The following is a 25,279-nucleotide window of genomic DNA, read 5'->3' as shown; positions in this document are numbered from 1 at the left end:
TTATACGGAAGCCTTTCGACCGCTTAAATACGGCCAAAACTACGATATATTGGTGTACATATTACCACGGCCCCGTTGATAAATCCATAAGACGGACCTCAAATCAAAGGGACTGACGTCAGCTCCTCGTCCCCAATAAGTACATAGATGCGATGCTGCTCCGGCTCATAGATCACAACGCTACTCCCTACAGTGATTGTGGGCTCTGTACCCAGTGCATAAAATAAGTCTTCTGCCAAAGCTTCATTGACTTCCTGACGTCCCGCCGGGTCCAGCCTGTCCCAATCTTCTGCTTCCATCTCAAAAAATTCATAGCTATCTGGGATGCGCCCCACAGCCTCTGTCAAATCGTTCAAAATTTGTTCATACTCACGCCCATGCTTTACTCCCATGCCATTTCCTCCAATGGTTCCGCCATTCAATACATAATCACCTTATTATACCGGAAATTCGCACTTAACAAAAAAGAGAGTTTTGTCGATAAATACTATAATCCGTCTTGTAATGACGCGCTTGGGGCAAGGACGACCCCGGCGGCATGAAAGGATTCAAAATCTATTCTCATGGATGAGGTGTATCATGCAAATTTCAACCATTATCGGACTTGTGCTCGGGATTATGTCACTGGTCGTCGGGATGATCTTAAAAGGCGCTCCGGTCGTCAATTTGGTCAATAATCCCGCTGCTTACATGATTATTTTCGTCGGAACGGCAGCGAGTATATTTATGGCCTTCCCGATGGCAGAAATCAAACGGATTCCGAAGCTGTTCAAGGTTATTTTCACCGAACAAAAACTGTTAGACCGCAAAGAGCTCATCGGTACGTTTACCGAGTGGGCATCCATTACCCGTCGTGAAGGTCTGCTCGCCTTGGAATCTAAGGTAGAAGAAATCGATGATCCCTTTATGCGTGGCGGCATGCGAATGATTATTGACGGCAATGATCAAGAATTCGTACGGGACGTTCTGATGGAGGATATCAATGCTACCGAGGATCGACATCGCTCTGGCGCACTGATCTTCTCCCAAGCCGGTATGTACGCTCCAACGCTCGGGGTACTCGGTGCGGTTGTAGGTCTGATCGCCGCTCTGGCTGACCTTAGTGACATGGAAAAGCTCTCTCATGCCATTGCAGCAGCTTTCATTGCGACGTTGCTCGGTATTTTTACAGGTTATGTCCTGTGGCATCCGATGTCCAACAAGCTGAAACGGTTATCCAAAAAAGAAGTAGAGCTTAAATTAATGATGGTCGAAGGTCTGCTTTCCATTCAATCGGGGATATCGACAATTGCCATCAGTCAGAAACTGACGATCTTCCTGACTCCGACCGAACGGGCTACATTGACCCAGAAGGATGGCGATTCCAGTGAGTAAAAAGAGACATGAACCGCATGAAGAGCATGCTGACGAAAGCTGGCTGTTGCCATATTCCGACTTAATGACCCTTCTGTTGGCTCTTTTCATTGTCTTATTCGGTATGAGCTCGCTCGACGCCAAAAAATTTGAAACTATGGCTCAATCCCTGAGTTCAGCTTTTAGTGGCGGCACTGGCGTGCTGGATCACTCGGCCGCGAATCCGTCGTCACAATCCATGGATATGGGCAAAAATAAAGAACAAGTATCACAACCCTTAAAATCGAAAGCTAGTTCTACCTCTGAACTGCAAAAACAGCTTGCCCAGCGGGAAGAAGAAGATTTAAAAAAGCTTAAAAAACAGATGGATCAATATATTCAAAATAACGGCCTGTCACCTCTGCTGAATACCAAGCTGAACCAATCCCAGCTGATGATCACCATTAGTGATAATGCCCTGTTTTCATCCGGGCAAGCCGAAGTAAAACCGGGAGCGAGAAAGCTGGCCAAGTCTATTTCTAGTATGCTCCAGCAGTTCCCTGGCTATGATGTTATCGTATCGGGTCATACGGATAATGTACCGATCTCCAACAGCCAGTTCCCGTCCAACTTTGATTTGAGCGCCCAGCGCTCTCTGAATTTCTTGCGTATCTTGTTGCTCAATCCAGATCTCGATCCAACCAAGTTTGTATCCATCGGTTATGGCGAGTATCGTCCATTGGCAAGCAATCAAGATGGCCAAGGACGCTCCAAAAACCGTCGTGTTGAAATATCTGTTCTCCGCAAATATCAGAACGGGACACAAGTCATCAGTCCTACCTCAAGCTCGAATGAAGGTTGATTATGCATATGTTATATGAACAAAGGCACCGCCGCATTTTTATGCAGCTGGTGCCTCTTTGTTTAGTGCTTCCTATAATCTGGACTTTCATATACGAGGATCATACGCTGTAGGCTATACAATGCCCCTCTGGCCTTAGCTAAGCGTATAATCGAGCATCTGGCCAAGCTCCTGCTTCTCAGCCTCTGTCAGGTCACGCCAGGCACCTTTCTGAAGGGACCCCAACCGAATATTCATGATTCGCAGCCGTTGCAGTTTTTTAACTTCATAACCGAAGGCAGCACACATACGCCGGATCTGGCGATTTTTGCCTTCAGTCAGGATAATACGGAATACATACTCAGATACACGCGTCACCTCACAAGGTAGCGTCCGCTGGCCGAGTATTTTCACCCCGCTGGACATGCCCTGCACAAAAGACGGTATGACAGGGCGATCCACCGTTACGATATATTCTTTCTCATGCTTGCCTTCTGCCCGTAAAATCTTATTTACAATGTCCCCATCATTGGTAAGTAAGATGAGACCTTCCGAATCCTTATCCAGGCGTCCAATCGGGAATATCCGCTGTGGGTGCCCCACAAAATCAACAACATTGCCTCTAATATGGCTCTCGGTTGTACTTGTAATACCCACCGGCTTGTTCAATGCAATGTAGACGTGATCGGACTTCTCGCGCAGTGGCTTGCCATTCACGCGAACATCATCGCCTTCTTCCGCTTGACTACCCAGCACAGCCACTTCGCCGTTAATCGTCACGCGGCCGCTCTCTACCAGCTTGTCCGCCTCGCGGCGCGAGCAAAAACCGGTTTCGCTGATAAACTTGTTAATGCGCAACCTGTGTACCCTCCATTTCTACTAACACACTTCCTCCTGCGCCCAGCCCGTTACTCCGGCTTGGCAATCGGAAGCTGCACCAGGGCTGTCGTTCCCTCTCCCTCTGTGCTTTCAATATCCAGTGTGCCTTTATGACTCTGTATAATACGCTGACTGACCATAAGTCCTAGTCCTGTCCCTGTTTCTTTGTTTGTGAAAAAAGGTTCTCCTAGCTTGGACAGCATTTCTGCGGGAATACCCGCTCCCTGATCCCGTATAGAGATTTTAACGCTTTCTCCCTCCAAGAACAAATGAATCGTGATGATACCACCTTTACTCATAGCCTCCATGCTATTTTTAAGTAAATTAATGAATACCTGTTTTAACTGATTTTCTTCAGCGTATACTAGGGCAGGCTCGTCCGTGACCTGAAGATTGAATACAATGCCCAGCAGGTGCGCCTGACTATCTAGTAAAGAAATCACGTCGCTCACAATATAGCGAACATCCTTTTTCTGAAAATGCACTGCCTGTGGCTTCGCCAGTATTAAAAACTCGCTAACGATCAAATTAATGCGATCCAGCTCAGACATCATAATATCGTTGTGTTTCATATTCAACACTTGATTTTGCTGCTGTAGTTGGAGAAAGCCTCGTAGCGTAGTTAGCGGATTACGAATCTCATGCGCTACGCCTGCCGCCAATTGTCCGACGGTTGTCAGTTTCTCTGATCTGCGCAACAACTCCTCCATCCGGTTGCGACCCGTAATATCACGCGACACGCAGATAAACCCCAAAATTCGGCCTTCTTCATCCAGAATAGGCGACGTGCTCATACTGATCTCTACTGTACTTCCATCCTTACGCATTCTAAGGGTCTCACTTGATACGATGCTCTCTCCCTGAAGCAGGCTCTTCTTCTGAAATTCATACTCCTCCTGTTGCTGCGGAGGTACAAACTCCAGCTTACGACCAACCAATTCCTTCTTGGTCCAGCCGTACAAAGCTTCGAAGGCATGATTGACCCGAACGACGCGATCCTCCTCGTCGGTTACATGAATCGCATCCGCTGTCTGATTAATAACCGATTCCAGATGCTCCTTTACAGAACGGTTCTCCTCATACATCTGTTCCAGTCTTCTCGTGTACATCCCTAGGTTGTAGGCCATCGCATTGATGCGTTCACCCAACTGTGCAAGCTCATGACCACCTTTTATTTCTAGCCGTGTATCAAAATGACCATCAGCCATCTCGTTCACTTTCCCCAGAATCGACTGAATTGGGCGGACAAACAGACTTGCCAGCACATAGCTTCCAATGATTACAACCTCCAAAAGGACAATGGAAATAGCAATTAAGCTTATCAATTGCTTGGAAATAACAGAAGTAATCGTATCATAATTCATAACAATACGGATAACATAGGCTTCGCGGTTAGCCGGGTAAAAAGGTATGTAACTGACGAGAACCCGTTCGCCTTTGATATAGCAGTCTTGTACAATACTCTCCCCGGAGAGGATAGCCCTGGACACGGCCAAACGATCTTCCTTCACTCTCGTTAGTTGATACGTGCCAAATTGGATCGGTTTATTGTACATGTAATAGTATTTCGAATCGTTCCCGTTCTTGTCCATCGAAGCGCCACCAAAGGTTGCAGGGTTAATTCCTGTAATCTCCATGATGCGATAATCCACTTGTTGGGTTTGCTTTACAATCTCATCGGGGCTCAGGATGGTTATGAAATCTTGCACTGAAGTATCCTGAAAGGAAATTCGAATTAAGTAGTTACGTTTTTGGTCATAATAAAATCCCCATTTATTAATCTGTGAGGAGCCTGAACCGGTGTAGTCAAATGATCCGGTCCAAAAATGATCCAGTTTCTGACCTTGCGCCATTGCAGCCTGTCCATGCTCATATAATTGGTCAACTGCATTTTTCCAATACCCTGTCAATGGATCAGATGGCGTTACTTCTTTTGGATCCGAGGATTTAACAACCTTATACCCCTGCCCGTCTCGAATCATCAAAGAAATATTAGTATCTCTGTGGAGTGAGGCCACCTTTTGAAGCTGTTCCTGCTGAATATTTCGGATGTCAGGACCTAGCTGATTAGCAGCCAACGTGGCAGAAAGCCACAGATTATATCCGAGCTGCTTGTCAACGGCCTCCCAGCTATGCTGGGTTTGTTCGATAGCTCCTCCGATAATTTTAGCCGTCAGAACCATTTTAGTTTCACTGTCACTTCTTAGATTTTCGTGGGTCGTGTAATAATTGAGGGCGATGTTTAATAAAAGGATAAACAGGACGGACCCCGACAAAATGATCGTTATTCTGATTTTTATCGACACACTGATTTCTCACCTCTTGCCGTATGCTGGCGATTACTGGCAATTGCTAACTCAATGATACCGTAATAGCGCCTGTGATACCAGCATTTACATTTACCGGATATACATAAATACACACCTTGTGTACAGTATTGTCAATAGACAAGGGTTTGCCTACAATATAAGAAGATAATCATCCACAAGTAGTCCACAAATACACAGATTTTATTATAAACTGTGGATAAACCTGTGGACAAGTGCCGTGTTATCCACAATTTTATTCACATCATGTTAACAACGGAATATTTGTTCGTTGGATAATTCCGCGTTTTGAAAGGAGCATTTTCCAGTGACCACCATGGATCACGCCTATTGGATGAAAGAAGCCATTCAGGAAGCGTATAAGGCAGAAATATTAGGTGAAGTCCCCATCGGGGCTGTCATCGTAAAAGATAATGAAATCATCGGTCGCGGCTACAATTTGCGCGAGACGGATGCTGACCCAACCGCACATGCAGAGATGGTTGCCATTCGTCAGGCCAGTGAGTACTTAGGCGCATGGCGCCTGCTGGATTGTAGGCTGTATGTCACTTTGGAGCCGTGTCCAATGTGCGCCGGAGCCATTGTTCAATCACGGGTTCCCCATTTGATATACGGAACTACAGATCCCAAGGCAGGCTGCGCAGGCACGCTGATGAATTTATTACAGGAGCCTCGGTTCAATCATTGTACAGAAGTAACTAGTGGTGTACTGCAGGAGGAATGCGCTTCGCTGCTAACGAACTTTTTTCGGCATCTCCGGCAAAAAAGAGCGGCAGCCAGATTGTCTCCTCCCCCATCCTTATCCTGAGGGGGAAAAGTCCAAAACACTTCATCTTATTGCTAATTCCCCATGGAAGGAGATCAACCCATGCCTATGAGCTTGTATAATACGCCTCAAGGTATCTTTTTACGGCCATTTAGCTTGGCGGATAGCGAAGCCCTTCTCGCCCTTAGGCACCGTAATAGGGATTCCCATGCGCCTTATGAGCCGCTTTACGAGGATTCATTTTTCACATTAGAGAAACAGCAGGATTATATCCGTCAGAAATTGCGTCAGGCCGAAGAGGATCGAGGTTACGTGTATGGTATCTTTCTCTTAAAGGAAGAACGGCTCATCGGTTATATCTCTATTTCCAATCTAGTACGTGGAGTTGGACAATTCGCTGATATCGGCTACATGATGGATCATCATGAACAGGGTAAAGGGCATATGACCGTAGCCCTAAAGTTGATCATACAATATGCCTTTCGTGCCTTATCTCTACATCGTCTCCAAGCGGGTACCCTTTTGCATAATGATCGCTCACAACGTGTATTAAAAAAGTGCGGCTTCCAGCCAGAAGGCATTGCTCGCAAGCTTGTACAAATTCAGGGCGCATGGCAGGATCACCAGATGTTTGGACTTTTAGCTGAGGATGACGTGTGGCAGAGCTAAATGACTGCACAGGGACAACATTAACAGTAAATAAAAAACCGCCCGGCTTATGCCGAGCGGTTTTCTTACATCATATTCGAAAAAAATGATGTTATACAATCATGTCATCCCATACTTAAGGAGCAACAGTTTGCATTTTTTGTTGCAGCTGTTCCATAGTCAGGACTTGATCACCTGTTGGAATACCCACTTTAAATGCTGCTTTAGCATTGATTTTACTGTATTGCGTGTAGCCTGTTACGGACAATTTTACATTGTCTTTTGTAGCCGGATCATTCATCTCTACATTCGCATTCAGGTCTTGATACACAGGAATGTTATCCTTGTTCAAAGCTGTGTTAATGTCAAACTGTTTCACTGTCAAGTAATTTTTCAACTCATCCAGCTTTTTGCTAACTTCGCTGGTGTTGGATTGCAGTTCTTTCTTCGCTTCAGCCAGCTCTTCTTTCTTCACTTGAAGCATGCTAGCATATTCATCTTTAGACATCACATCAAGGACTTTAGGAAGCGCCTTAGTGATAAATGTATTGGTAGCTTGCTTCACATTGTCGTTCGTAATTTTGAATTGAACGACTTGTTTAGCTTCAACGCCTTGTGGCAATTTAGCGTCTTTAGGATCAATATCAAAGAAGTACGTAGCTTGATCATACTCGTTCATAATAGCAGCAATCACTTCATTCGCAAATTTCTGCGATTTTTCCTGATCCATGGCTGCAGGATTAAATTCTTGTCCTGATTGTTTAGCCAGTTCTTGTGGATCAATGACCAGGAATTTACCTACAACATCCTGTGGAAGTGGGTAAAATGGAATATTAGGAATTTTAACGTACAGTTTATCTTTAGTCATTACCATTGGAATCGTGAAGCTGGTGGAAAGATCACCTTTCAAATGAATGCCGAGCGTCATTTCAGATTGGAAAGGTTCTTTTTGGTATACACCATCCAGCGTAATATCAGCATTTTTCAGCATGCTAGTTACCATTGCACTTTGCTCACTTGGAACAGAAGCGGATGTAATGGTCAGTTCCTTAATCGTGAATTGACTTTTGGATTCATAAGAGTTCAACTTCATTGCATTTGCAGTACCAGTCGTAACAGCTTCCTTCGGTTCTAACTTCTTGCTACAACCTACCAGGGCTACCGTCAAAAGCAACACCATAGTGAGTACCAAGACGGATAACTTTTTACTCATTGTGTAGATTCTCTCCTCTCGTAATTAACCCCTTTTTTATGCTAACAAAAAAAATACACACCTCCTATTTTAACTCATATTCTCAAACGGCGAAACACTTATTGGAAAATTTTCTTACAATAAGCACAAAGACACCCTGGCTCTCTTACCAGGGTGTCTTACACTATGCAATATATTTTAGGAGAAAGGTCTGCCTGCTTATGAGCCTTCTCTATTATGATGATCCACGTGATTCCGCTGTTTCACCTTCTTGGAACCGGATAACGGCTCTTGCTGATGACTACGCTCCCGCTTTTCGTTACTTCCACCAGAATCCTGTGCTTCGGGGACAGGAATGGCTTTAGGCTTGCCCATTTATGCATCCTCCATTCTCAGTCTATATTTGTGGTACATCAACGAATCCGTTTATTACCATTTAAAATAGGACTATAGATGGTGTAGATCTTCCGTTTTATCGTGATTTAGTGAATCCTGATGACGGCGATCATTACGATCCTGCTGCACTTGCTGTGCCTGATGACTATTAACTGGGCGTTGCTCCAAATCATCAACAATGTTAGACAGGTTTTTATCCAGACCGTTTTTGGCTTTTGTCATGTAGTCTTCCTCCTCATTCCTTCATGACCTACGAGTGCGTCAATGACTGTAATGTTTGGGCACATTGGTGAATATGCCGAGTATAATCGGACACTAACTGCTGAATGATATCTGTTCGTTCATCCACAGACTGTCCGTCCCGTTCTACATCGACTAAAGTAACCTGTACTTCCCGGGAGTCTACATAAGTACATGCAAAATCAAAGGAGTACATTTGTCGGCCTTCTACCTCGATATGGATCCGTATAGCCCGGTTGTCAGCTTCATCTGCCTGTACCTGTGATTTGTCCCCTGAATTCAAAAGAATCGGCAGTTGTTCCTGCCAGGCCTCTACCAGCTTTTGCTGATCTACTGTCATTTCTCGATTCATGCCAGCACCTCCACATCTGATAACGTGTGAAAAAAACGAGCTTTTTATACAACAAAAAAGCCACTCTCCACGATTCCTAATCATTAGCTTATAAAGGCCAATGTATCAGCTATCGTATTTGAATGGCTTGGTTTATTTAGAGTATGGCGGAGAGGATGGGATTCGAACCCATGTGAGCTTGCACTCTAACGGTTTTCAAGACCGTTACTACCTATGAAAAGCCGCCGAGCCTTGGTATGACTGGGTTTGTGAAGTCTAATGCAAGAACCGCTACAACTGCTGGCCTGTCTGCAACGCTGCCGTGTCCCCCTTGCCATTATCTGGAGGAAACCAGGTGCACGGAGCTGCCCCGATAGCTCATTTTTATTGCACCAAAACTATAATAACTGATTGAGCTTGCTTTCAGGCTCTTCACCATTTTCTACACGTTTTATATTGTTTATAAAGAAATCATATCTTTTTTTATGAAATTTTCGACCATCAGGCATTCCTGCTGTATGGGGAGTAAGTATCACATTACCCAGATTCCGGAGCTCACTGTCAATAGGAAGCGGTTCAGATTCAAACACATCCAAGCATGCGCCTGAAATATCCCCGTTTTTTAATGCATCAATCAAGTCTCTTTCGTTGACAATCCCGCCGCGGGCTGTATTGATAAAAAGAGCGGTATTCTTCATTTTCTTGAATGCCGCTTTGTTGATCAGTTGTTTGGTTTGTTGATTCAAGGGTACATGTACACTGACTATATCCGATGTGCTTACAAGAGTATCGAAATCCGTCATTTTCACAAAACCGTCAGATTGTACAAGAGCATTTCTCGCATAAGCCAGCACATTCATATCAAAAACCCTGCAAAATGCAGCTACTTTTTTTCCGATAGCGCCCAAACCGATAATTCCAATCGTTTTGCCTTTTAATTCACTCCCTGTATAGTCCAATTGATTTTCATCCATCCTGTTTTTCATGAAAGTATCAAGAAACGGTATGTTTTTATAATAAGACAATATCAGTGCCATTACGTGCTCGGCCACTGCCTGTGCATTCACTCCTGCAGCATTGGCCACCCAAATGCCGAGCTGTGTACAGGCAGGGACATCTACATTATCAAATCCTGCACCCGTCTGTACCAATTTTAATTTTTTTGCGATAGAAAGCAGGCTGTGATCCACTTTAATATGTTCAGGGATGATTACCTGGCAATCTTCAATATGATGCAGCATTTCTTTTCCGGGCGGGACAATTACAACATTCCATTCTTGAGGAAAATACCTTACAATATTTGATTTCGAGGTCTCGCTAAAATAGCCAACTATGAGAATCTTCATTGCTAAACCACCTTTCATTACCTATACCATTCTTCGAAGAAAACCCGTTTGATGATCTTCATTTTATCCTTTTGAAGAAGAAGTGGTTATTTCCATATTATAGACTTTGTCGGCAGTACAACCTCTTGAAAGGTCATTGATCGGTGCATTTAGGACGCTGCAGGATCGGACCATATGTCTCAAAGTTTCCAAGACGCTGCGCTACCTTACAACCAATATTACCGGCATGAATACCTGGGAATATGAAAACGTACTATAATAAAATTTGACCCCTCGTCTTTATTAACGATAATTTTAAACATAAAGAATAATGTTGTAAAACTCAAATATTTTGTGAACTATATTAATCATTTCTATATATTGAGGAGGTATTCTATGTATTTTCCTGGGATTGAAGCGTTTTTAGCTATCGTACGGACCGAGAGTATAAGCAAAGCGGCCGAATTGCTGCACCTGTCACAAGCTACGGTGAGCTATCGGTTAAAGACATTGGAACAGGAAATGGGTGGCCTTTTGGTTGAGCGAAGAAAAGGGGCACCCAAAACCAGTCTGACCCCAAAAGGGGAAAACTTTTTTAGCATCGCGGAAAGATGGGATGCTCTCTGGAGGGAAACACAAATCTTGCAGGCTAGCGGTTCGCAGTTAAGTCTGGCAATAAGCGCTGCCGAAAGTATAAGTCAATTTGTTTTGCCTCCTGTATATAGAATGCTTAATCAGCATATCCCGTCCATACGACTGCAAATTCGTACGCAGCATACTCAGGAAGCTTTTGATAGTATTGAGCGGCGCGAGATGGATGTGGCGTTTGTGGTGCGAGAAATCGTGTCGCCTAGTGTCACTGTTAAACCGTTTTTTACTGAAGAAATGATGCTGTTGCGCCTGGCTGTGTCGGGGCGGCAGGCCGGAGATACTGTTGAAATGGAAGAATTGGCGGCGCAAGACGAAGTCTTCATAAATTGGAATAGAGAGTTTCAATTCAGACATGACCAGTGGTGGGACCCTCTTTGCCCGTCCCGTGTTCATCTGGACTCAGCGGGACTCATCACTACTTTTTTGAAGGACGCCAGACAATGGTCGATAGTTCCCGCTTCGATTGGCGCACATATGATGCGGATGGGAGATTTTGTTCTTCAGAAACTATCGATATCGGTGCCTCCAAGAATATGCTATAAGGTAACTCATAAGTTTCCAAACCAAGCTTTACACGAGCCCCTTCGTATTCTTGATAACTATCTGCAAGATATATTTGGAATACAATGATCTGACCTGTCGAGATATTAGTTGCAATTGATTATAGGCCTGCAAACTGATGTATGAAAAAATAGAGTATGCGGTGTAATAGCGTTTGAACAGCCCCTCCAGTGTCAGAATCTCAGGCGATACGCTCGCTCTCTCATCCTGCGCCACCCGAGACGTTTCCAAAACCGATGGACTCAGACGGTCGAGAAACCGCTGGGGAATGTCCAAACTATTCTTCCGCTGCCCGCGTTTACGCGGTTTGCCCCCCGTGTTTGCATTCATAATCCTATACCTCCGTCAGATGTTTATCCAACGGTCACGAACACAAAAAAACGCACCACACCGCTATCCAACGGTAAAGTGCGTTTCAATCATACTTGCTACAAATCCTTATGCAGCAAGGAAATTATTAAACTGACGGAGAGGATGGGATTCGAACCCATGTGAGCTTGCACTCTAACGGTTTTCAAGACCGCCCCGTTATGACCGCTTCGGTACCTCTCCAGGTGGTAAATGGATAAAGCTGCTTCCCTTTTAAACATACTCAGGCGCAACAAAATTATTTTACCACAGAACTTCTAAGAATGCAACACTTACTGTTTAGGAGCAATAACCTCAATGCCTCGCATGTATGAACGCAACACTTCTGGGATCACGATGCTTCCGTCCTCTTGCTGATAGTTCTCCAAAATAGCAGCCACAGTCCGCCCTACAGCCAATCCTGAACCGTTCAGCGTATGTACAAATTCAGGCTTTGCCTTCGAATCTGGACGAAACCGGATGTTCGCACGACGCGCTTGGAAGTCTTCCGTATTTGAACAGGAAGAAATCTCACGGTACATGCCACTCTCAGGCAACCATACTTCCAGATCGTACGTTTTGGCAGACGTAAAACCCATATCTCCAGTGCAAAGTGCCAGCACGCGATATGGAAGTCCGAGCAGCTGTAAAACACGCTCAGCGTTATTCGTCATTTTCTCCAATTCCTCATAAGAGGTATCCGGGTGAACCAGCTTAAGCATCTCTACCTTATTAAACTGATGCTGACGGATCAGGCCACGTGTATCACGTCCTGCTGATCCTGCCTCCGAGCGAAAGCAAGAGCTGTATGCCACATAATATTTCGGAAGCTGCTCCGCATTCATAATCTCTTCACGGTGGTAGTTCGTTACCGGAACTTCAGCCGTAGGAATGAGATAATACTCAGTATCACGCAGCTTGAACAAATCTTCTTCAAACTTCGGAAGTTGACCCGTTCCGTACAAGCTGTCCCGATTTACAATGTATGGAGGAAGCATTTCTTCATAACCATGCTCACTGCTGTGCAGATCCATCATAAAGTTAATCAGCGCACGCTCTAATCTTGCTCCCAGTCCTTTGTAGAACGTAAAACGAGAACCCGTTACCTTGGCTGCTGCCTCAAAATCAAGGATATCTAGATCCTGAGCCAATTCCCAATGCGCTTTGGGTGTAAAAGAAAACTCGCGCGGTTCCGACCAGCGACGGATTTCTACATTATCCTCTTCCGATGCACCTACAGGTACTGTATCATTAGGGATATTCGGAATAGACATCACCAATTCATCGATCTGAACTTCCAGTTCGCGTACTTGCTCATCTAATTCTTTGATACGATCGGAGACTTGACGCATTTCTGCAATAAGATCATCCGCATTTTCCTTGTTCTTCTTCAACTTGGCTACTTCACCGGATACCACGTTCCGACGATTTTTGAGCCCTTCACTTTCTTGAAGTAACTCACGACGGCTTACATCCAGATCTGTAAAACCATTAATCAGATCCAGAGATTTCCCCCTGTTCTGCAAAGCTTTCTCAACCCGACCAAGCTCATTACGTAAAATCTTTATATCTAACACAGGTAATCCCTCCTACACTACAAACCTGACTTTCACTATTCGCGGACCATATCCACAAAATATTGATGTAACCGGTAATCGTCTGTTAACTCCGGATGGAAGGATGAAGCCAGCAAATGACCCTGACGGGCTGCCACGATCTCGCCGTTATACTCAGACAGCACATCTACTCCCGTTCCAACAGACTGTATTAATGGCGCTCGTATAAATACAGCACGAACCGGTTCGTCAATCCCTTTAATGTTCAAGTCTGTTTCAAAGCTCTCTCTTTGGCGACCAAATGCATTACGCGATACTGTAATATCCATGAGTCCCAAATGTGCTTCTTCCTGTCCTTGAATCGTTTTAGCCAGTACAATCAATCCCGCGCAAGTGCCAAATACAGGCTTGCCTTGATTGGAAAACTGACGTATAGCCTCTATGAAATCATACTTGCGCATTAGCTTACCAATAGTGGTGCTTTCACCACCGGGAATGATAAGACCGGACAGCTCATTGAGCTGTTCGATCTTCTTCACCGCTATACATTCCGCACCCGCACGCTCAACGCTACTTATATGTTCAGCTACAGCGCCTTGCAGCGACAATACACCTATTTTCATGCCGGTCCCTTCTTTCTTACCAACCACGATCCTGCATGCGCTCATGCGGTGCCAGTTTGGAAATTTCAATGCCTTTCATAGGAGTTCCCAAATTCTTGGAGACTTCTGCAATCAGCTTGTAATCCGTATAATGAGTGGTCGCTTCCACGATTGCACGTGCAAACTTCTCAGGGCTATCCGACTTGAAAATACCAGAACCTACAAAGACGCCATCAGCGCCTAAATGCATCATTAACGCGGCATCGGCAGGTGTTGCTACACCACCCGCTGCAAAATTGACCACTGGCAGTTTGCCAAGCTCATGCACTTCCAACAGCAGTTCATATGCAACTCCGAGGTTTTTCGCTTCTGCATACAGCTCGTCCTTCGACAAGTTTTGCACCTTGCGAATTTGACCATTGATAAAACGCATATGCCGAACGGCCTCAACAATATTCCCAGTCCCCGGTTCGCCCTTCGTACGGATCATAGATGCACCCTCACCAATACGTCGCAGCGCTTCTCCCAGATCCTTGGCTCCACAAACAAATGGAACGGTGAACTCACGCTTATCAATATGGAAAACTTCATCCGCAGGTGTCAGCACTTCGCTTTCATCGAGATAGTCAACACCGAGAGATTCCAGTACTTTTGCCTCTACATAGTGACCGATACGAGCCTTAGCCATAACAGGAATAGAAACAACCTTCATAACTTCTTCCACAATCGTTGGGTCAGCCATACGAGCAACCCCACCAGCTGCACGGATATCCGAAGGCACCCGTTCAAGAGCCATTACAGCTGTAGCTCCTGCTGCCTCTGCAATTTTAGCCTGCTCAGCGTTCATGACATCCATGATTACGCCACCTTTTTGCATCTCTGCCATACCTCTTTTTACACGCGAAGTTCCCGTTTCCATGTCGTTGCCTCCTATAAGGGTTACGTTTAGATTCTAACTTAATATTTTACCGCACGAATGCCAAATACACAATCATTTCAAGCTGCAAAATAAGTAATGAAAAACAAGGTAGATCGCTTAGCTTCGCTTTTTTAGAAGAGGTTCTTAATTCCCTGGAACAGATCTCCGAAGAAATCACCGATTGCCCGGAAAAGCATTCGGAACCAGCCGCCCTCTTCTACTGCCGTCGTAGTAACCAGATCCACGGTTTTCGTCTGCCCTTTATCCACACCGTCTGTCTTGTACGTGTACGTAATTGCTCCGACTTTGGCCCCTTGCTTCAAAGGTGCCACCAGAGAGCTTGCTGGTGTAATGTTCGTTGTAAAGGTTACCTTAGGATTGCTCGCACCCTTAGGTACGATAAAGCTTACTGCATCCTTGGTGACGATCGGTACTTCTGTTTCCGTACCTTTGGTCACTGGCACATTCTCAACACCCTTAACCACCGTCTTTGGAGCAATAACCTGCTTCACTTCAAAATTATCAAAACCATAGTTCAGCACTTTAGCTGTCTCTGTAAAACGGTGTGCATCTGAATCAGCTCCCATAACTACACTGATGAGACGCATTCCGTTGCGTTCAGCGGTTCCTGTAAAACAGTTTCCAGCATTAGCCGTGTGGCCTGTTTTCATCCCGTCTAAACCTGGGTAAGCAAACTTTCTAAAGTTAGTAATATTTTTGTTTGCTTCTAGCATCCAGTTATAGTTAATAATTGGCGCCTTGTCAGTAGGACGGAATTTGTAAGATTGAATTGTCGTAAATCGTGTGTAATCTGGATGATCTTTAATGATGTAACCAGCCAGAGTAGCTGCATCTCTCGCTGTCATCACAGTTTCCCGGTCTGTATCCGGCTGGAAGCCTTTCGGCATATCACCACGGTCCAAACCAGTCGAGTTGATAAAATACGTATTTTTCATGCCCATTTTCTGAGCTGTTTCATTCATTAGTTTTACAAAGTCCTGCTCAGTTCCAGATACGCGTTCAGCAAGGGCTACTGTTGCATCATTAGCAGAACCTACCGCCATTGCAATATAAAGCTCTTCTACCGTATGTTGATCCCCTTGAGCCAAAAAAATACGTGATCCAATACTCTTAGAAGCATTCTCGTTAACCGTAACCTTATCCGTCCACTTGAGTTTACCTTGCTTAACCTGCTCAGCCACGATGTATTCTGTCATCATTTTAGTCATACTAGCTGGTGGAAGTGGCTCATCTGGATTCATAGACAGCAATACTTGTCCAGTGGAAGGCTCGATCAAAATGGCGGAACGTAGTGCCAGACTAGGGGGGTTAATAGAACCTGTCCCCGTAATATTGGTTGCCTGTGTTGCCGCTCCAGCTGCAAAAGTAGCCACGCTCGGATCAAAATTGCCTACCACAGGCAATGCCGACATATACATCATATTAAGCACCATGACTGCAGTCACACTCTTTTTAATCATGCTGCGTTTTTTATTTTGCTTTAAATTGTTCGCTTTCAAATGAATACAAACTCCTCTCATACCTCAACCCGATCCGCTATGTATAACGAGACGGTGGTTATAGCCTCAACTTGGCCAATGTAATTAATGTTTAAGTGTTATAAAATCCAGTTTCACTTCGTTTGCTTAGTTGTATCCTGTCATGAGCATTTTCTGCTCGAATCTTCTTCACTGGTAGGAATCGTCCAAAAGACCTACGTGTCCTAATTCGTCAATAATTTCGTCAAAAAGGCGGACACTTGTCTATTCTATCACAGGGGTATCTCTAAAAAAAGACAGGCAGAGCGAAATACGCTCTGCCTGTCGTCAAGTCTACTACAGCCGAACTTTATAGAGAGTAGTTTGGTGCTTCTTTCGTAATTTGCACATCGTGCGGATGGCTCTCACGCAGACCAGCGCCTGTAATACGGATAAAGCTTGTATCGTTACGAAGCTCCTCAATATTAGCTGTACCGCAATAACCCATACCGGAACGAAGACCGCCCAACAGCTGATGAACAGTGTCGGAAAGTGGTCCTTTATAAGCAACGCGTCCTTCGATGCCTTCCGGTACCAATTTCTTGTCGTCATCTTGGAAATAACGATCTTTACTACCTTGCTTCATCGCAGCCATAGAACCCATACCACGATATACTTTAAAGCGGCGTCCTTGATAAATTTCAGATTCGCCTGGGCTTTCTTCCGTACCTGCAAAAAGACTTCCCAGCATTACCGCAGAAGCGCCTGCCGCAATGGCCTTTGTAATTTCACCGGAGTATTTAATACCACCGTCTGCAATGATCGGAATATTATATTCACGTGCTACTGTTGCACAATCATAAATTGCTGTTACTTGTGGAACACCAATCCCTGCGATTACACGTGTTGTACAGATGGAACCTGGACCAATACCGACTTTTACGACAGATGCTCCTGCTTCAATCAATTCGCGCGTTCCGTCACCAGTAGCTACATTACCTGCTACAATCGTCAGATCAGGATAAGCTTCACGCAACTTGCGGACCGCTTCAATAATGTTAATATGATGGCCGTGAGCAGAGTCCACAACAATCATATCCACACCAGCTTTTACAAGTGCTTCAGTCCGATCAAATGTATCCTTGGAAATGCCGACAGCCGCACCGACCAGAAGACGCCCTTGTGCATCTTTCGCTGCGTTCGGAAATTGAATAGCTTTCTCAATATCTTTAATGGTGATAAGTCCTTTGAGATAATTTTCATCATCAACCAAAGGAAGCTTTTCAATTTTATGCTTTTGCAAAATGACTTCCGCTTCCTGTAAAGTCGTACCCACAGGTGCAGTTACCAGTTCTTCCTTCGTCATGACTTCACTGATTTTAAGGTTAAAATCGTGAATAAAGCGAAGATCGCGGTTAGTAATAATACCCACCAGTTTGTTTTCTTCATTTACAACAGGTACGCCAGAAATACGGTATTTACCCATAACTGCTTCAGCATCGGACACCAAATGATCTGGAGTCAATGAGAATGGATTGGTGATAACACCGCTCTCCGAACGTTTAACTCGATCCACCTCTACCGCTTGCTGTTCAATGGACATATTTTTATGAATAATACCGATACCGCCCTCGCGAGCCATCGCAATTGCCAACACTGCCTCAGTAACAGTATCCATACCAGCACTCATCAAAGGAATATTCAGCTTTACGTTATCACTCAAACGAGTCGCCACGCTTACTTCTTTGGGCAGAACCACCGACTTGCGAGGTACCAGCAAAACATCGTCAAAGGTAAGGCCTTCCTTACCGAATTTATCTTCCCACACCAAGATGATCCTCCTTCAAATTGTTTAGTCTGTATTGGTCTTGTTGTCTGTCCGACATGGACAAATCAAGGCTCTCTGAAAATATATTATTGCAATCTTAGCAAAGCGGTATAGGGGTGTCAAGCCTTCATCAATAGCCCTAACCTTTAGTATTTCCCTGTACAAACAACTGTACTCCTACGAAGGACAACCTTTAAAAATAAGCGTTTCCAAAGGTAATAGCTATTCACAAAAGCATATCTCCTCTTTGAATGCACAGCATAGAAGCAATTATATAAGTGGTTTGTACCGTAATATACCAAAGAGGACCATGATCTCATTGAGATCATGGTCCTCTTTACTTGTTGCTTGGCGACGTCCTACTCTCCCAGGACCCTGCGGTCCAAGTACCATCGGCGCTGGAGGGCTTAACGGTCGTGTTCGGGATGGGTACGTGTGGAACCCCTCCGCTATCGCCACCAAACATGAATTTGCTGTGCAAATTCTACATTCAAGGTTACACCCTGAAAACTGGATCCGAAACTCATTTGCGTTTTATCTTAGGATAAGCCCTCGACCGATTAGTATTGGTCAGCTCCATGCATTACTGCACTTCCACCCCCAACCTATCTACCTCGTCGTCTTCAAGGGGTCTTACATACTGGGAAATCTCATCTTGAGGGGGGCTTCACGCTTAGATGCTTTCAGCGCTTATCCCTTCCGTACATAGCTACCCAGCGGTGCTCCTGGCGGAACAACTGGTACACCAGCGGTACGTCCATCCCGGTCCTCTCGTACTAAGGACAGCTCCTCTCAAATTTCCTACGCCCACGACAGATAGGGACCGAACTGTCTCACGACGTTCTGAACCCAGCTCGCGTACCGCTTTAATGGGCGAACAGCCCAACCCTTGGGACCTACTTCAGCCCCAGGATGCGATGAGCCGACATCGAGGTGCCAAACCTCCCCGTCGATGTGGACTCTTGGGGGAGATAAGCCTGTTATCCCCAGGGTAGCTTTTATCCGTTGAGCGATGGCCCTTCCATGCGGTACCACCGGATCACTAAGCCCGACTTTCGTCCCTGCTCGACTTGTAGGTCTCGCAGTCAAGCTCCCTTCTGCCTTTGCACTCTTCGAATGATTTCCAACCATTCTGAGGGAACCTTGGGGCGCCTCCGTTACTCTTTAGGAGGCGACCGCCCCAGTCAAACTGCCCACCTGACACTGTCCTCGTACCGGATCACGGTACCAAGTTAGAACCTAGATACGATCAGGGTGGTATCCCAAGGATGCCTCTCTTCAAGCTGGCGCTCAAAGTTCTACGGCTCCCACCTATCCTGTACAGATCGTACCCAAATTCAATATCAAGCTGCAGTAAAGCTCCATGGGGTCTTTCCGTCTTGTCGCGGGTAACCTGCATCTTCACAGGTATTAAAATTTCACCGGATCTCTCGTTGAGACAGCGCCCAAGTCGTTACGCCATTCGTGCGGGTCAGAATTTACCTGACAAGGAATTTCGCTACCTTAGGACCGTTATAGTTACGGCCGCCGTTTACTGGGGCTTCGGTTCATAGCTTCGCCCGAAGGCTTACCACTCCCCTTAACCTTCCAGCACCGGGCAGGCGTCAGCCCGTATACTTCGCCTTGCGGCTTCGCACAGACCTGTGTTTTTGCTAAACAGTCGCTTGGGCCTTTTCACTGCGGCCCCCTCGGGCTATTCACCCTACCGAGGCACCCCTTCTCCCGAAGTTACGGGGTCATTTTGCCGAGTTCCTTAACGAGAGTTCTTCCGCGCGCCTTAGAATTCTCTTCTCGCCTACCTGTGTCGGTTTGCGGTACGGGCACCTTCTCCTGGCTAGAGGCTTTTCTTGGCAGTCTGAGATCATGACCTTCGCTACTACAATTTTCGCTCCCCATCACAGCCCAGCCTTACGATGTGCGGATTTGCCTACACATCAGCCTCACTGCTTAGACGGACATCCATCAGTCCGCGTCACTACCCTACTGCGTCACCCCATCGCTCATAACGGATTACGGTGGTACAGGAATTTCGACCTGTTGTCCTTCGACTACGCCTATCGGCCTCGCCTTAGGTCCCGACTTACCCTGAGCGGACGAACCTTCCTCAGGAACCCTTAGGCTTTCGGCGGATCTGATTCTCACAGATCTTTTCGTTACTCATACCGGCATTCTCACTTGAATGCAGTCCAGCGCTCCTTACGGTACACCTTCAACCCGCATTCAACGCTCCCCTACCCCTGATGCATTGCATCAAGCCATAGCTTCGGTGGTGTGTTTAGCCCCGTTACATTTTCGGCGCAGAGTCACTCGACCAGTGAGCTATTACGCACTCTTTCAATGGTGGCTGCTTCTAAGCCAACATCCTGGTTGTCTGTGCAACTCCACATCCTTTCCCACTTAACACACACTTGGGGACCTTAGCTGATGGTCTGGGCTGTTTCCCTTTCGACAATGGATCTTAGCACTCACTGTCTGACTCCCGGAACTAAATCTATGGCATTCGGAGTTTGACTGAGCTTGGTAACCCTTGCGGGCCCCGCACCCAATCAGTGCTCTACCTCCACGATTCTGTTTCCGAGGCTAGCCCTAAAGCTATTTCGGGGAGAACCAGCTATCTCCGGGTTCGATTGGAATTTCTCCGCTACCCCCACCTCATCCCCGCATTTTTCAACATGCGTGGGTTCGGGCCTCCAGTGCGTGTTACCGCACCTTCACCCTGGACAGGGGTAGATCACCCGGTTTCGGGTCTACGTCCACGTACTCATTCGCCCTATTCAGACTCGCTTTCGCTGCGGCTTCAGCTCTTCACCTTAACCTTGCACGGGAACGTAACTCGCCGGTTCATTCTACAAAAGGCACGCCATCACCCATAGATCGGGCTCTGACTTCTTGTAAGCACACGGTTTCAGGATCTATTTCACTCCCCTTCCGGGGTGCTTTTCACCTTTCCCTCACGGTACTGCTTCACTATCGGTCGCCAGGGAGTATTTAGCCTTGGCAGATGGTCCTGCCGGATTCATACGGGGTTTCACGTGCCCCGCACTACTCGGGATCCGTCTCGGAGAGAACAAGTTTTGAATTACAGGGCTTTTACCTTCTCTGGCGGGCCTTTCCAGACCTCTTCATCTAACCGGTTCCTTTGTAACTCCATGTGAGACGTCCCACAACCCCAAGAAGCAAGCTCCTTGGTTTGGGCTAATCCGCGTTCGCTCGCCGCTACTGACGGAATCACTATTGTTTTCTCTTCCTCAGGGTACTTAGATGTTTCAGTTCCCCTGGTCTGCCTCTATTCTGCCTATGTATTCAGCAGAAAGTGACTGTCGATGAAGACAGCCGGGTTTCCCCATTCGGACATCCCCGGATCAAAGCTTGCTTACAGCTCCCCGAGGCTTTATCGTTGTTCGCCACGTCCTTCGTCGGCTCCTGGCGCCTAGGCATCCTCCGTGTGCTCTTTGTAGCTTAACCTAGACTTTTCTTTCAAAGAAAGAAAATGTCGATGTTCGATAAAGAATGATTCTTGCCAAAGGCAAAAGATCTTTCCTTACCTGCTACCTTTATTTCACTTGTTTACACAAGATCAGCTTAAAGGAATATTCTAAAACGCAATTTCGTTTCGGTATCCAGTTTTCAAGGTGCAAAGCTGTAAACAACCAGCCTTTTTGAGAGTTTGAGCTCTCAAAACTGAGCAACGAGTGAGTAACAGGCCTAAACCCGATTTTGAAGCATACGCTTCATTTATGAATGTTTCCATTGCAGGAAACGATTCTCCATAGAAAGGAGGTGATCCAGCCGCACCTTCCGATACGGCTACCTTGTTACGACTTCACCCCAATCATCTACCCCACCTTCGGCGGCTGGCTCCCTTACGGGTTACCCCACCGACTTCGGGTGTTGTAAACTCTCGTGGTGTGACGGGCGGTGTGTACAAGACCCGGGAACGTATTCACCGCGGCATGCTGATCCGCGATTACTAGCAATTCCGACTTCATGTAGGCGAGTTGCAGCCTACAATCCGAACTGAGACCGGCTTTTCTAGGATTGGCTCCACCTCGCGATTTCGCTTCCCGTTGTACCGGCCATTGTAGTACGTGTGTAGCCCAGGTCATAAGGGGCATGATGATTTGACGTCATCCCCACCTTCCTCCGGTTTGTCACCGGCAGTCTGCTTAGAGTGCCCAGCTTGACCTGCTGGCAACTAAGCATAAGGGTTGCGCTCGTTGCGGGACTTAACCCAACATCTCACGACACGAGCTGACGACAACCATGCACCACCTGTCTCCTCTGTCCCGAAGGAAAGGTCTATCTCTAGACCGATCAGAGGGATGTCAAGACCTGGTAAGGTTCTTCGCGTTGCTTCGAATTAAACCACATACTCCACTGCTTGTGCGGGTCCCCGTCAATTCCTTTGAGTTTCAGTCTTGCGACCGTACTCCCCAGGCGGAATGCTTAATGTGTTAACTTCGGCACCAAGGGTATCGAAACCCCTAACACCTAGCATTCATCGTTTACGGCGTGGACTACCAGGGTATCTAATCCTGTTTGCTCCCCACGCTTTCGCGCCTCAGCGTCAGTTACAGCCCAGAGAGTCGCCTTCGCCACTGGTGTTCCTCCACATCTCTACGCATTTCACCGCTACACGTGGAATTCCACTCTCCTCTTCTGCACTCAAGCTCCCCAGTTTCCAGTGCGACCCGAAGTTGAGCCTCGGGATTAAACACCAGACTTAAAGAGCCGCCTGCGCGCGCTTTACGCCCAATAATTCCGGACAACGCTTGCCCCCTACGTATTACCGCGGCTGCTGGCACGTAGTTAGCCGGGGCTTTCTTCTCAGGTACCGTCACTCTTGTAGCAGTTACTCTACAAGACGTTCTTCCCTGGCAACAGAGCTTTACGATCCGAAAACCTTCATCACTCACGCGGCGTTGCTCCGTCAGGCTTTCGCCCATTGCGGAAGATTCCCTACTGCTGCCTCCCGTAGGAGTCTGGGCCGTGTCTCAGTCCCAGTGTGGCCGATCACCCTCTCAGGTCGGCTACGCATCGTCGCCTTGGTAGGCCTTTACCCTACCAACTAGCTAATGCGCCGCAGGCCCATCCACAAGTGACAGATTGCTCCGTCTTTCCTCCTTCTCCCATGCAGGAAAAGGATGTATCGGGTATTAGCTACCGTTTCCGGTAGTTATCCCTGTCTTGTGGGCAGGTTGCCTACGTGTTACTCACCCGTCCGCCGCTAGATTGTTTAGAAGCAAGCTTCTAAACAATCCCGCTCGACTTGCATGTATTAGGCACGCCGCCAGCGTTCGTCCTGAGCCAGGATCAAACTCTCCATTAAAGACCAACCGAAGTTGATTTATAGAAAGAGCGATAAGCTCATTTTGAAACTGACGAGATAAAATATCTCTTGTTTGATTTTGCGAACAAAATCGTTTTACTCACTCGTTGTTCAGTTTTCAAAGATCAAACATTCTTTTCTCGTTGATTCAGTTTTTCGCTTCATCAACTCTTATATCATATCATGTCCGAACCAACTTTGCAAGCATTTTTTAGAATCTTTTTTTGAAACACTCGCTCGCAATATTGTATTTCTTGGCCGGAATTAGAGTATACCATTCTGCATATTTAAATGCAACCCTTTTTAATGAATAGTTTTTACTATCTATATTGTTGTAATTTTACCCTGTGTACACTGTACTTTTGCCAAATGGACTTAGTTATCCGCATCCAAGAACGACGTGATATCCATTCAATGATCAAGAATACGCGGGTTGCTCATTACAACTCAAGTGCATATTCTGTTTTTTTCTTTAATATTGATGATTTGACAAAGAAAGGATGGGTAAAAAGATAAGGAGCTAGCCACAAACCATACGGTAGCAGCTATTGTTTCACGCAACTTTAGGTAATGATTAATTATAGCTGTATAGAGGAGTAGATTTTCTAATGAAGCAACGAAGGCGAACATGGACGAGAATTGTGTTTCTTATCATCTCTTGCTTATTGCTTTTCGTGATCTCCGGATTTGTGTATGAGTGGATTGCATCCAAGAAGGATAAATCACAATACCCACCTCCGGGGGAATTGGTCGATGCCGGGGGCTATCGACTTCATATTCGTAAACTCGGTAACGGTTCTCCAACAATATTGCTTGAATCAGGGAGCGGGGAAAGTAGCGTCTCCTGGAGAGATATTCCCGAAAAGCTGTCATCATTCGCCACCGTTGTATCCTATGATCGGGCAGGCTATGCATGGAGCGAGGAGGCAAATACACCACGCACCGGGGAAAACATCGTTCGGGAGCTTCATACTGCTCTAAAGAATGCGGACATCCGACCTCCTTATATCCTTGTAGGTCATTCCCTCGGGGGGATGTACTCAAGACTGTACGCGCAGACGTACAGAGACGAAGTGGCAGGATTGGTTCTGGTGGATGCCAGGCCTGAGAATGACGCCCGACGGACAAATAAGATCTATGCCAAGGAACGGCCTAAGGCCAATCCCTCCCCGTTAATATCCATTCTCCTAGAAAAATCAGGGGCTTTTCGCCTGTTCCCCAATTTTATGCTGACGGGTCGGGTCGAATATCAAGATAGAAAATCTTTTGTGAATATTGTCGCTTCTTCTAAATACTTTCGGTCTGTTGCAGAGGAGGGTGACCTAGCGAGCACTACCGAAGATGCCATACGGGGACAGCATCTGGGTAATCTCCCTGTACGTGTAATTGCTCGGGGCATTCAACAAGATTTGACTCAGTTCGGTATTAGTAAACGCGGAAATGATCAGATTGAACAAAGCTGGCAAATGGGACAGCGCGAGATGCTTAACATCTCTACAAACAGCAAATTAATTGTTGCCAAGAAGAGCGAGCATATGATCATCCATGATCAACCGAAGCTTGTCATCCAAGTCATCCGTGAACTCATCACCGACACCAGTCACTTTCAGTCAACCACGTCTAAAGCATTCACAGATGATTAGGGACTTTATATGTTAAGGACAGCTTAAAAAAACAAAAGACGCCCGAGTTCCTTCTATATAAAGGAATCCGGGCGTCTTTGCTGCCTA

At 46.1% G+C, this 25,279-nt stretch carries 20 protein-coding genes, 1 tRNA gene, 3 rRNA genes and 1 pseudogene; 6 read left to right on the top strand and 19 right to left on the bottom strand.

All coding sequences use genetic code 11. The features are described from left to right. Positions 1–98: 98 nt before the first annotated feature. A complete protein-coding gene (locus ACYCSE_RS09815; protein WP_061831817.1) occupies positions 99–392 on the bottom strand; it encodes a hypothetical protein in 294 nt (97 codons plus the stop codon). Between the two features lie 187 nt (positions 393–579). Between ACYCSE_RS09815 and motA the strand changes: the two genes are divergently transcribed. Next, positions 580–1,374: a flagellar motor stator protein MotA gene (motA, locus tag ACYCSE_RS09810; RefSeq protein WP_028542601.1), complete on the top strand. Its 795-nt coding sequence runs from the start codon at positions 580–582 to the stop codon at positions 1,372–1,374. Next, positions 1,367–2,194: a flagellar motor protein MotB gene (gene motB, locus ACYCSE_RS09805; RefSeq protein WP_414126664.1), complete on the top strand. Its 828-nt coding sequence runs from the start codon at positions 1,367–1,369 to the stop codon at positions 2,192–2,194. The genes motA and motB overlap by 8 nt, the downstream gene beginning before the upstream one ends. Positions 2,195–2,329: 135 nt before the next feature. On the opposite strand, the gene rluF is transcribed toward motB, so the two are convergent. Both rluF and ACYCSE_RS09795 read right to left on the bottom strand, forming a co-directional pair. After that, positions 2,330–3,031 carry a 23S rRNA pseudouridine(2604) synthase RluF gene (gene rluF, locus ACYCSE_RS09800; RefSeq protein WP_069290781.1) on the bottom strand — a complete coding sequence of 234 codons (702 nt, stop codon included), beginning with the start codon at positions 3,029–3,031 and terminating at the stop codon, positions 2,330–2,332. A gap of 50 nt (positions 3,032–3,081) precedes the next feature. Further along, positions 3,082–5,358, bottom strand: a complete 2,277-nt coding sequence (locus ACYCSE_RS09795) for a PAS domain S-box protein (protein WP_250259951.1) — start codon at positions 5,356–5,358, stop codon at positions 3,082–3,084. A gap of 328 nt (positions 5,359–5,686) precedes the next feature. Between ACYCSE_RS09795 and tadA the strand changes: the two genes are divergently transcribed. Both tadA and ACYCSE_RS09785 read left to right on the top strand, forming a co-directional pair. Next, positions 5,687–6,187, top strand: a complete 501-nt coding sequence (gene tadA / locus ACYCSE_RS09790; RefSeq protein WP_254351835.1) for a tRNA adenosine(34) deaminase TadA — start codon at positions 5,687–5,689, stop codon at positions 6,185–6,187. 60 nt (positions 6,188–6,247) lie between these two features. Next, entirely contained in the window at positions 6,248–6,814 is a 567-nt protein-coding gene (locus ACYCSE_RS09785) for a GNAT family N-acetyltransferase (RefSeq protein WP_459702139.1), read from the top strand. A gap of 115 nt (positions 6,815–6,929) precedes the next feature. On the opposite strand, the gene ACYCSE_RS09780 is transcribed toward ACYCSE_RS09785, so the two are convergent. The 6 genes and pseudogenes from ACYCSE_RS09780 to ACYCSE_RS09755 form a co-directional block, all read right to left on the bottom strand. After that, positions 6,930–8,006 carry a hypothetical protein gene (locus ACYCSE_RS09780; RefSeq protein WP_061831824.1) on the bottom strand — a complete coding sequence of 359 codons (1,077 nt, stop codon included), beginning with the start codon at positions 8,004–8,006 and terminating at the stop codon, positions 6,930–6,932. Positions 8,007–8,204: 198 nt separating this feature from the next. Then, positions 8,205–8,360, bottom strand: coding sequence for a small acid-soluble spore protein P (locus ACYCSE_RS09775; RefSeq protein WP_029514956.1), 156 nt, complete (start codon positions 8,358–8,360; stop codon positions 8,205–8,207). Positions 8,361–8,432: 72 nt separating this feature from the next. Then, positions 8,433–8,603, bottom strand: a complete 171-nt coding sequence (locus ACYCSE_RS09770; RefSeq protein WP_007428073.1) for a hypothetical protein — start codon at positions 8,601–8,603, stop codon at positions 8,433–8,435. Between the two features lie 28 nt (positions 8,604–8,631). Further along, entirely contained in the window at positions 8,632–8,973 is a 342-nt protein-coding gene (locus ACYCSE_RS09765) for a hypothetical protein (RefSeq protein WP_061831825.1), read from the bottom strand. A 377-nt stretch (positions 8,974–9,350) separates the two neighbouring features. After that, positions 9,351–10,298, bottom strand: coding sequence for an NAD(P)-dependent oxidoreductase (locus ACYCSE_RS09760; protein ID WP_459702138.1), 948 nt, complete (start codon positions 10,296–10,298; stop codon positions 9,351–9,353). 63 nt (positions 10,299–10,361) lie between these two features. Beyond that, a pseudogene (locus ACYCSE_RS09755) lies at positions 10,362–10,548 on the bottom strand (phosphate acyltransferase); the annotation flags it as partial. Positions 10,549–10,673: 125 nt separating this feature from the next. Here ACYCSE_RS09755 and ACYCSE_RS09750 point away from each other — a divergent pair. Continuing rightward, on the top strand, positions 10,674–11,558 hold the full coding sequence (locus ACYCSE_RS09750; protein WP_459702136.1) for a LysR family transcriptional regulator: 885 nt from the start codon (positions 10,674–10,676) through the stop codon (positions 11,556–11,558). On the opposite strand, the gene ACYCSE_RS09745 is transcribed toward ACYCSE_RS09750, so the two are convergent. From ACYCSE_RS09745 to ACYCSE_RS09700, 10 genes are all read right to left on the bottom strand, one after another. Beyond that, entirely contained in the window at positions 11,499–11,819 is a 321-nt protein-coding gene (locus ACYCSE_RS09745) for a hypothetical protein (protein WP_459702135.1), read from the bottom strand. The genes ACYCSE_RS09750 and ACYCSE_RS09745 overlap by 60 nt on opposite strands. A gap of 136 nt (positions 11,820–11,955) precedes the next feature. Next, positions 11,956–12,041 (bottom strand) — tRNA-Ser (locus ACYCSE_RS09740). Between the two features lie 89 nt (positions 12,042–12,130). After that, positions 12,131–13,414 carry a serine--tRNA ligase gene (gene serS / locus ACYCSE_RS09735; RefSeq protein WP_013308176.1) on the bottom strand — a complete coding sequence of 428 codons (1,284 nt, stop codon included), beginning with the start codon at positions 13,412–13,414 and terminating at the stop codon, positions 12,131–12,133. Positions 13,415–13,449: 35 nt separating this feature from the next. Further along, entirely contained in the window at positions 13,450–14,016 is a 567-nt protein-coding gene (pdxT, locus tag ACYCSE_RS09730) for a pyridoxal 5'-phosphate synthase glutaminase subunit PdxT (protein WP_459702134.1), read from the bottom strand. 16 nt (positions 14,017–14,032) lie between these two features. Beyond that, positions 14,033–14,914 carry a pyridoxal 5'-phosphate synthase lyase subunit PdxS gene (pdxS, locus tag ACYCSE_RS09725; RefSeq protein ID WP_061831829.1) on the bottom strand — a complete coding sequence of 294 codons (882 nt, stop codon included), beginning with the start codon at positions 14,912–14,914 and terminating at the stop codon, positions 14,033–14,035. A 131-nt stretch (positions 14,915–15,045) separates the two neighbouring features. Then, positions 15,046–16,434 carry a D-alanyl-D-alanine carboxypeptidase family protein gene (locus tag ACYCSE_RS09720; protein WP_459702133.1) on the bottom strand — a complete coding sequence of 463 codons (1,389 nt, stop codon included), beginning with the start codon at positions 16,432–16,434 and terminating at the stop codon, positions 15,046–15,048. A 328-nt stretch (positions 16,435–16,762) separates the two neighbouring features. Further along, a complete protein-coding gene (guaB, locus tag ACYCSE_RS09715; protein WP_013308172.1) occupies positions 16,763–18,220 on the bottom strand; it encodes an IMP dehydrogenase in 1,458 nt (485 codons plus the stop codon). A gap of 346 nt (positions 18,221–18,566) precedes the next feature. Beyond that, positions 18,567–18,683: ribosomal RNA gene (gene rrf / locus ACYCSE_RS09710) — 5S ribosomal RNA — on the bottom strand. 77 nt (positions 18,684–18,760) lie between these two features. Continuing rightward, positions 18,761–21,685, bottom strand: a 23S ribosomal RNA gene (locus ACYCSE_RS09705). Between the two features lie 308 nt (positions 21,686–21,993). Next, a 16S ribosomal RNA gene (locus tag ACYCSE_RS09700) occupies positions 21,994–23,549 on the bottom strand. The 16S, 23S and 5S rRNA genes sit together here, the layout of an rRNA operon. Before the next feature lie 608 nt (positions 23,550–24,157). Here ACYCSE_RS09700 and ACYCSE_RS09695 point away from each other — a divergent pair. Further along, on the top strand, positions 24,158–25,192 hold the full coding sequence (locus tag ACYCSE_RS09695; RefSeq protein ID WP_459702132.1) for an alpha/beta hydrolase: 1,035 nt from the start codon (positions 24,158–24,160) through the stop codon (positions 25,190–25,192). Positions 25,193–25,279 lie beyond the last annotated feature (87 nt).

The organism is Paenibacillus sp. SEL1 (assembly GCF_054602535.1).
Note: the sequence above shows the minus strand (reverse complement) of the source record. Positions and strands in the feature narration are given on the sequence as shown.

Coding starts and splice junctions, on each gene's coding strand:
- ACYCSE_RS09770 (WP_007428073.1), bottom strand. CDS start 8,603: ATGACAAAAGCCAAAAACGGTCTGGATAAAAACCTGTCTAACATTGTT.
- ACYCSE_RS09760 (WP_459702138.1), bottom strand. CDS start 10,298: ATGAAGATTCTCATAGTTGGCTATTTTAGCGAGACCTCGAAATCAAAT.
- pdxS (WP_061831829.1), bottom strand. CDS start 14,914: ATGGAAACGGGAACTTCGCGTGTAAAAAGAGGTATGGCAGAGATGCAA.
- ACYCSE_RS09750 (WP_459702136.1), top strand. CDS start 10,674: ATGTATTTTCCTGGGATTGAAGCGTTTTTAGCTATCGTACGGACCGAG.
- motA (WP_028542601.1), top strand. CDS start 580: ATGCAAATTTCAACCATTATCGGACTTGTGCTCGGGATTATGTCACTG.
- ACYCSE_RS09745 (WP_459702135.1), bottom strand. CDS start 11,819: ATGAATGCAAACACGGGGGGCAAACCGCGTAAACGCGGGCAGCGGAAG.
- pdxT (WP_459702134.1), bottom strand. CDS start 14,016: ATGAAAATAGGTGTATTGTCGCTGCAAGGCGCTGTAGCTGAACATATA.
- ACYCSE_RS09815 (WP_061831817.1), bottom strand. CDS start 392: ATGGGAGTAAAGCATGGGCGTGAGTATGAACAAATTTTGAACGATTTG.
- ACYCSE_RS09785 (WP_459702139.1), top strand. CDS start 6,248: ATGCCTATGAGCTTGTATAATACGCCTCAAGGTATCTTTTTACGGCCA.
- ACYCSE_RS09780 (WP_061831824.1), bottom strand. CDS start 8,006: ATGAGTAAAAAGTTATCCGTCTTGGTACTCACTATGGTGTTGCTTTTG.
- ACYCSE_RS09695 (WP_459702132.1), top strand. CDS start 24,158: ATGAAGCAACGAAGGCGAACATGGACGAGAATTGTGTTTCTTATCATC.
- ACYCSE_RS09775 (WP_029514956.1), bottom strand. CDS start 8,360: ATGGGCAAGCCTAAAGCCATTCCTGTCCCCGAAGCACAGGATTCTGGT.
- ACYCSE_RS09765 (WP_061831825.1), bottom strand. CDS start 8,973: ATGAATCGAGAAATGACAGTAGATCAGCAAAAGCTGGTAGAGGCCTGG.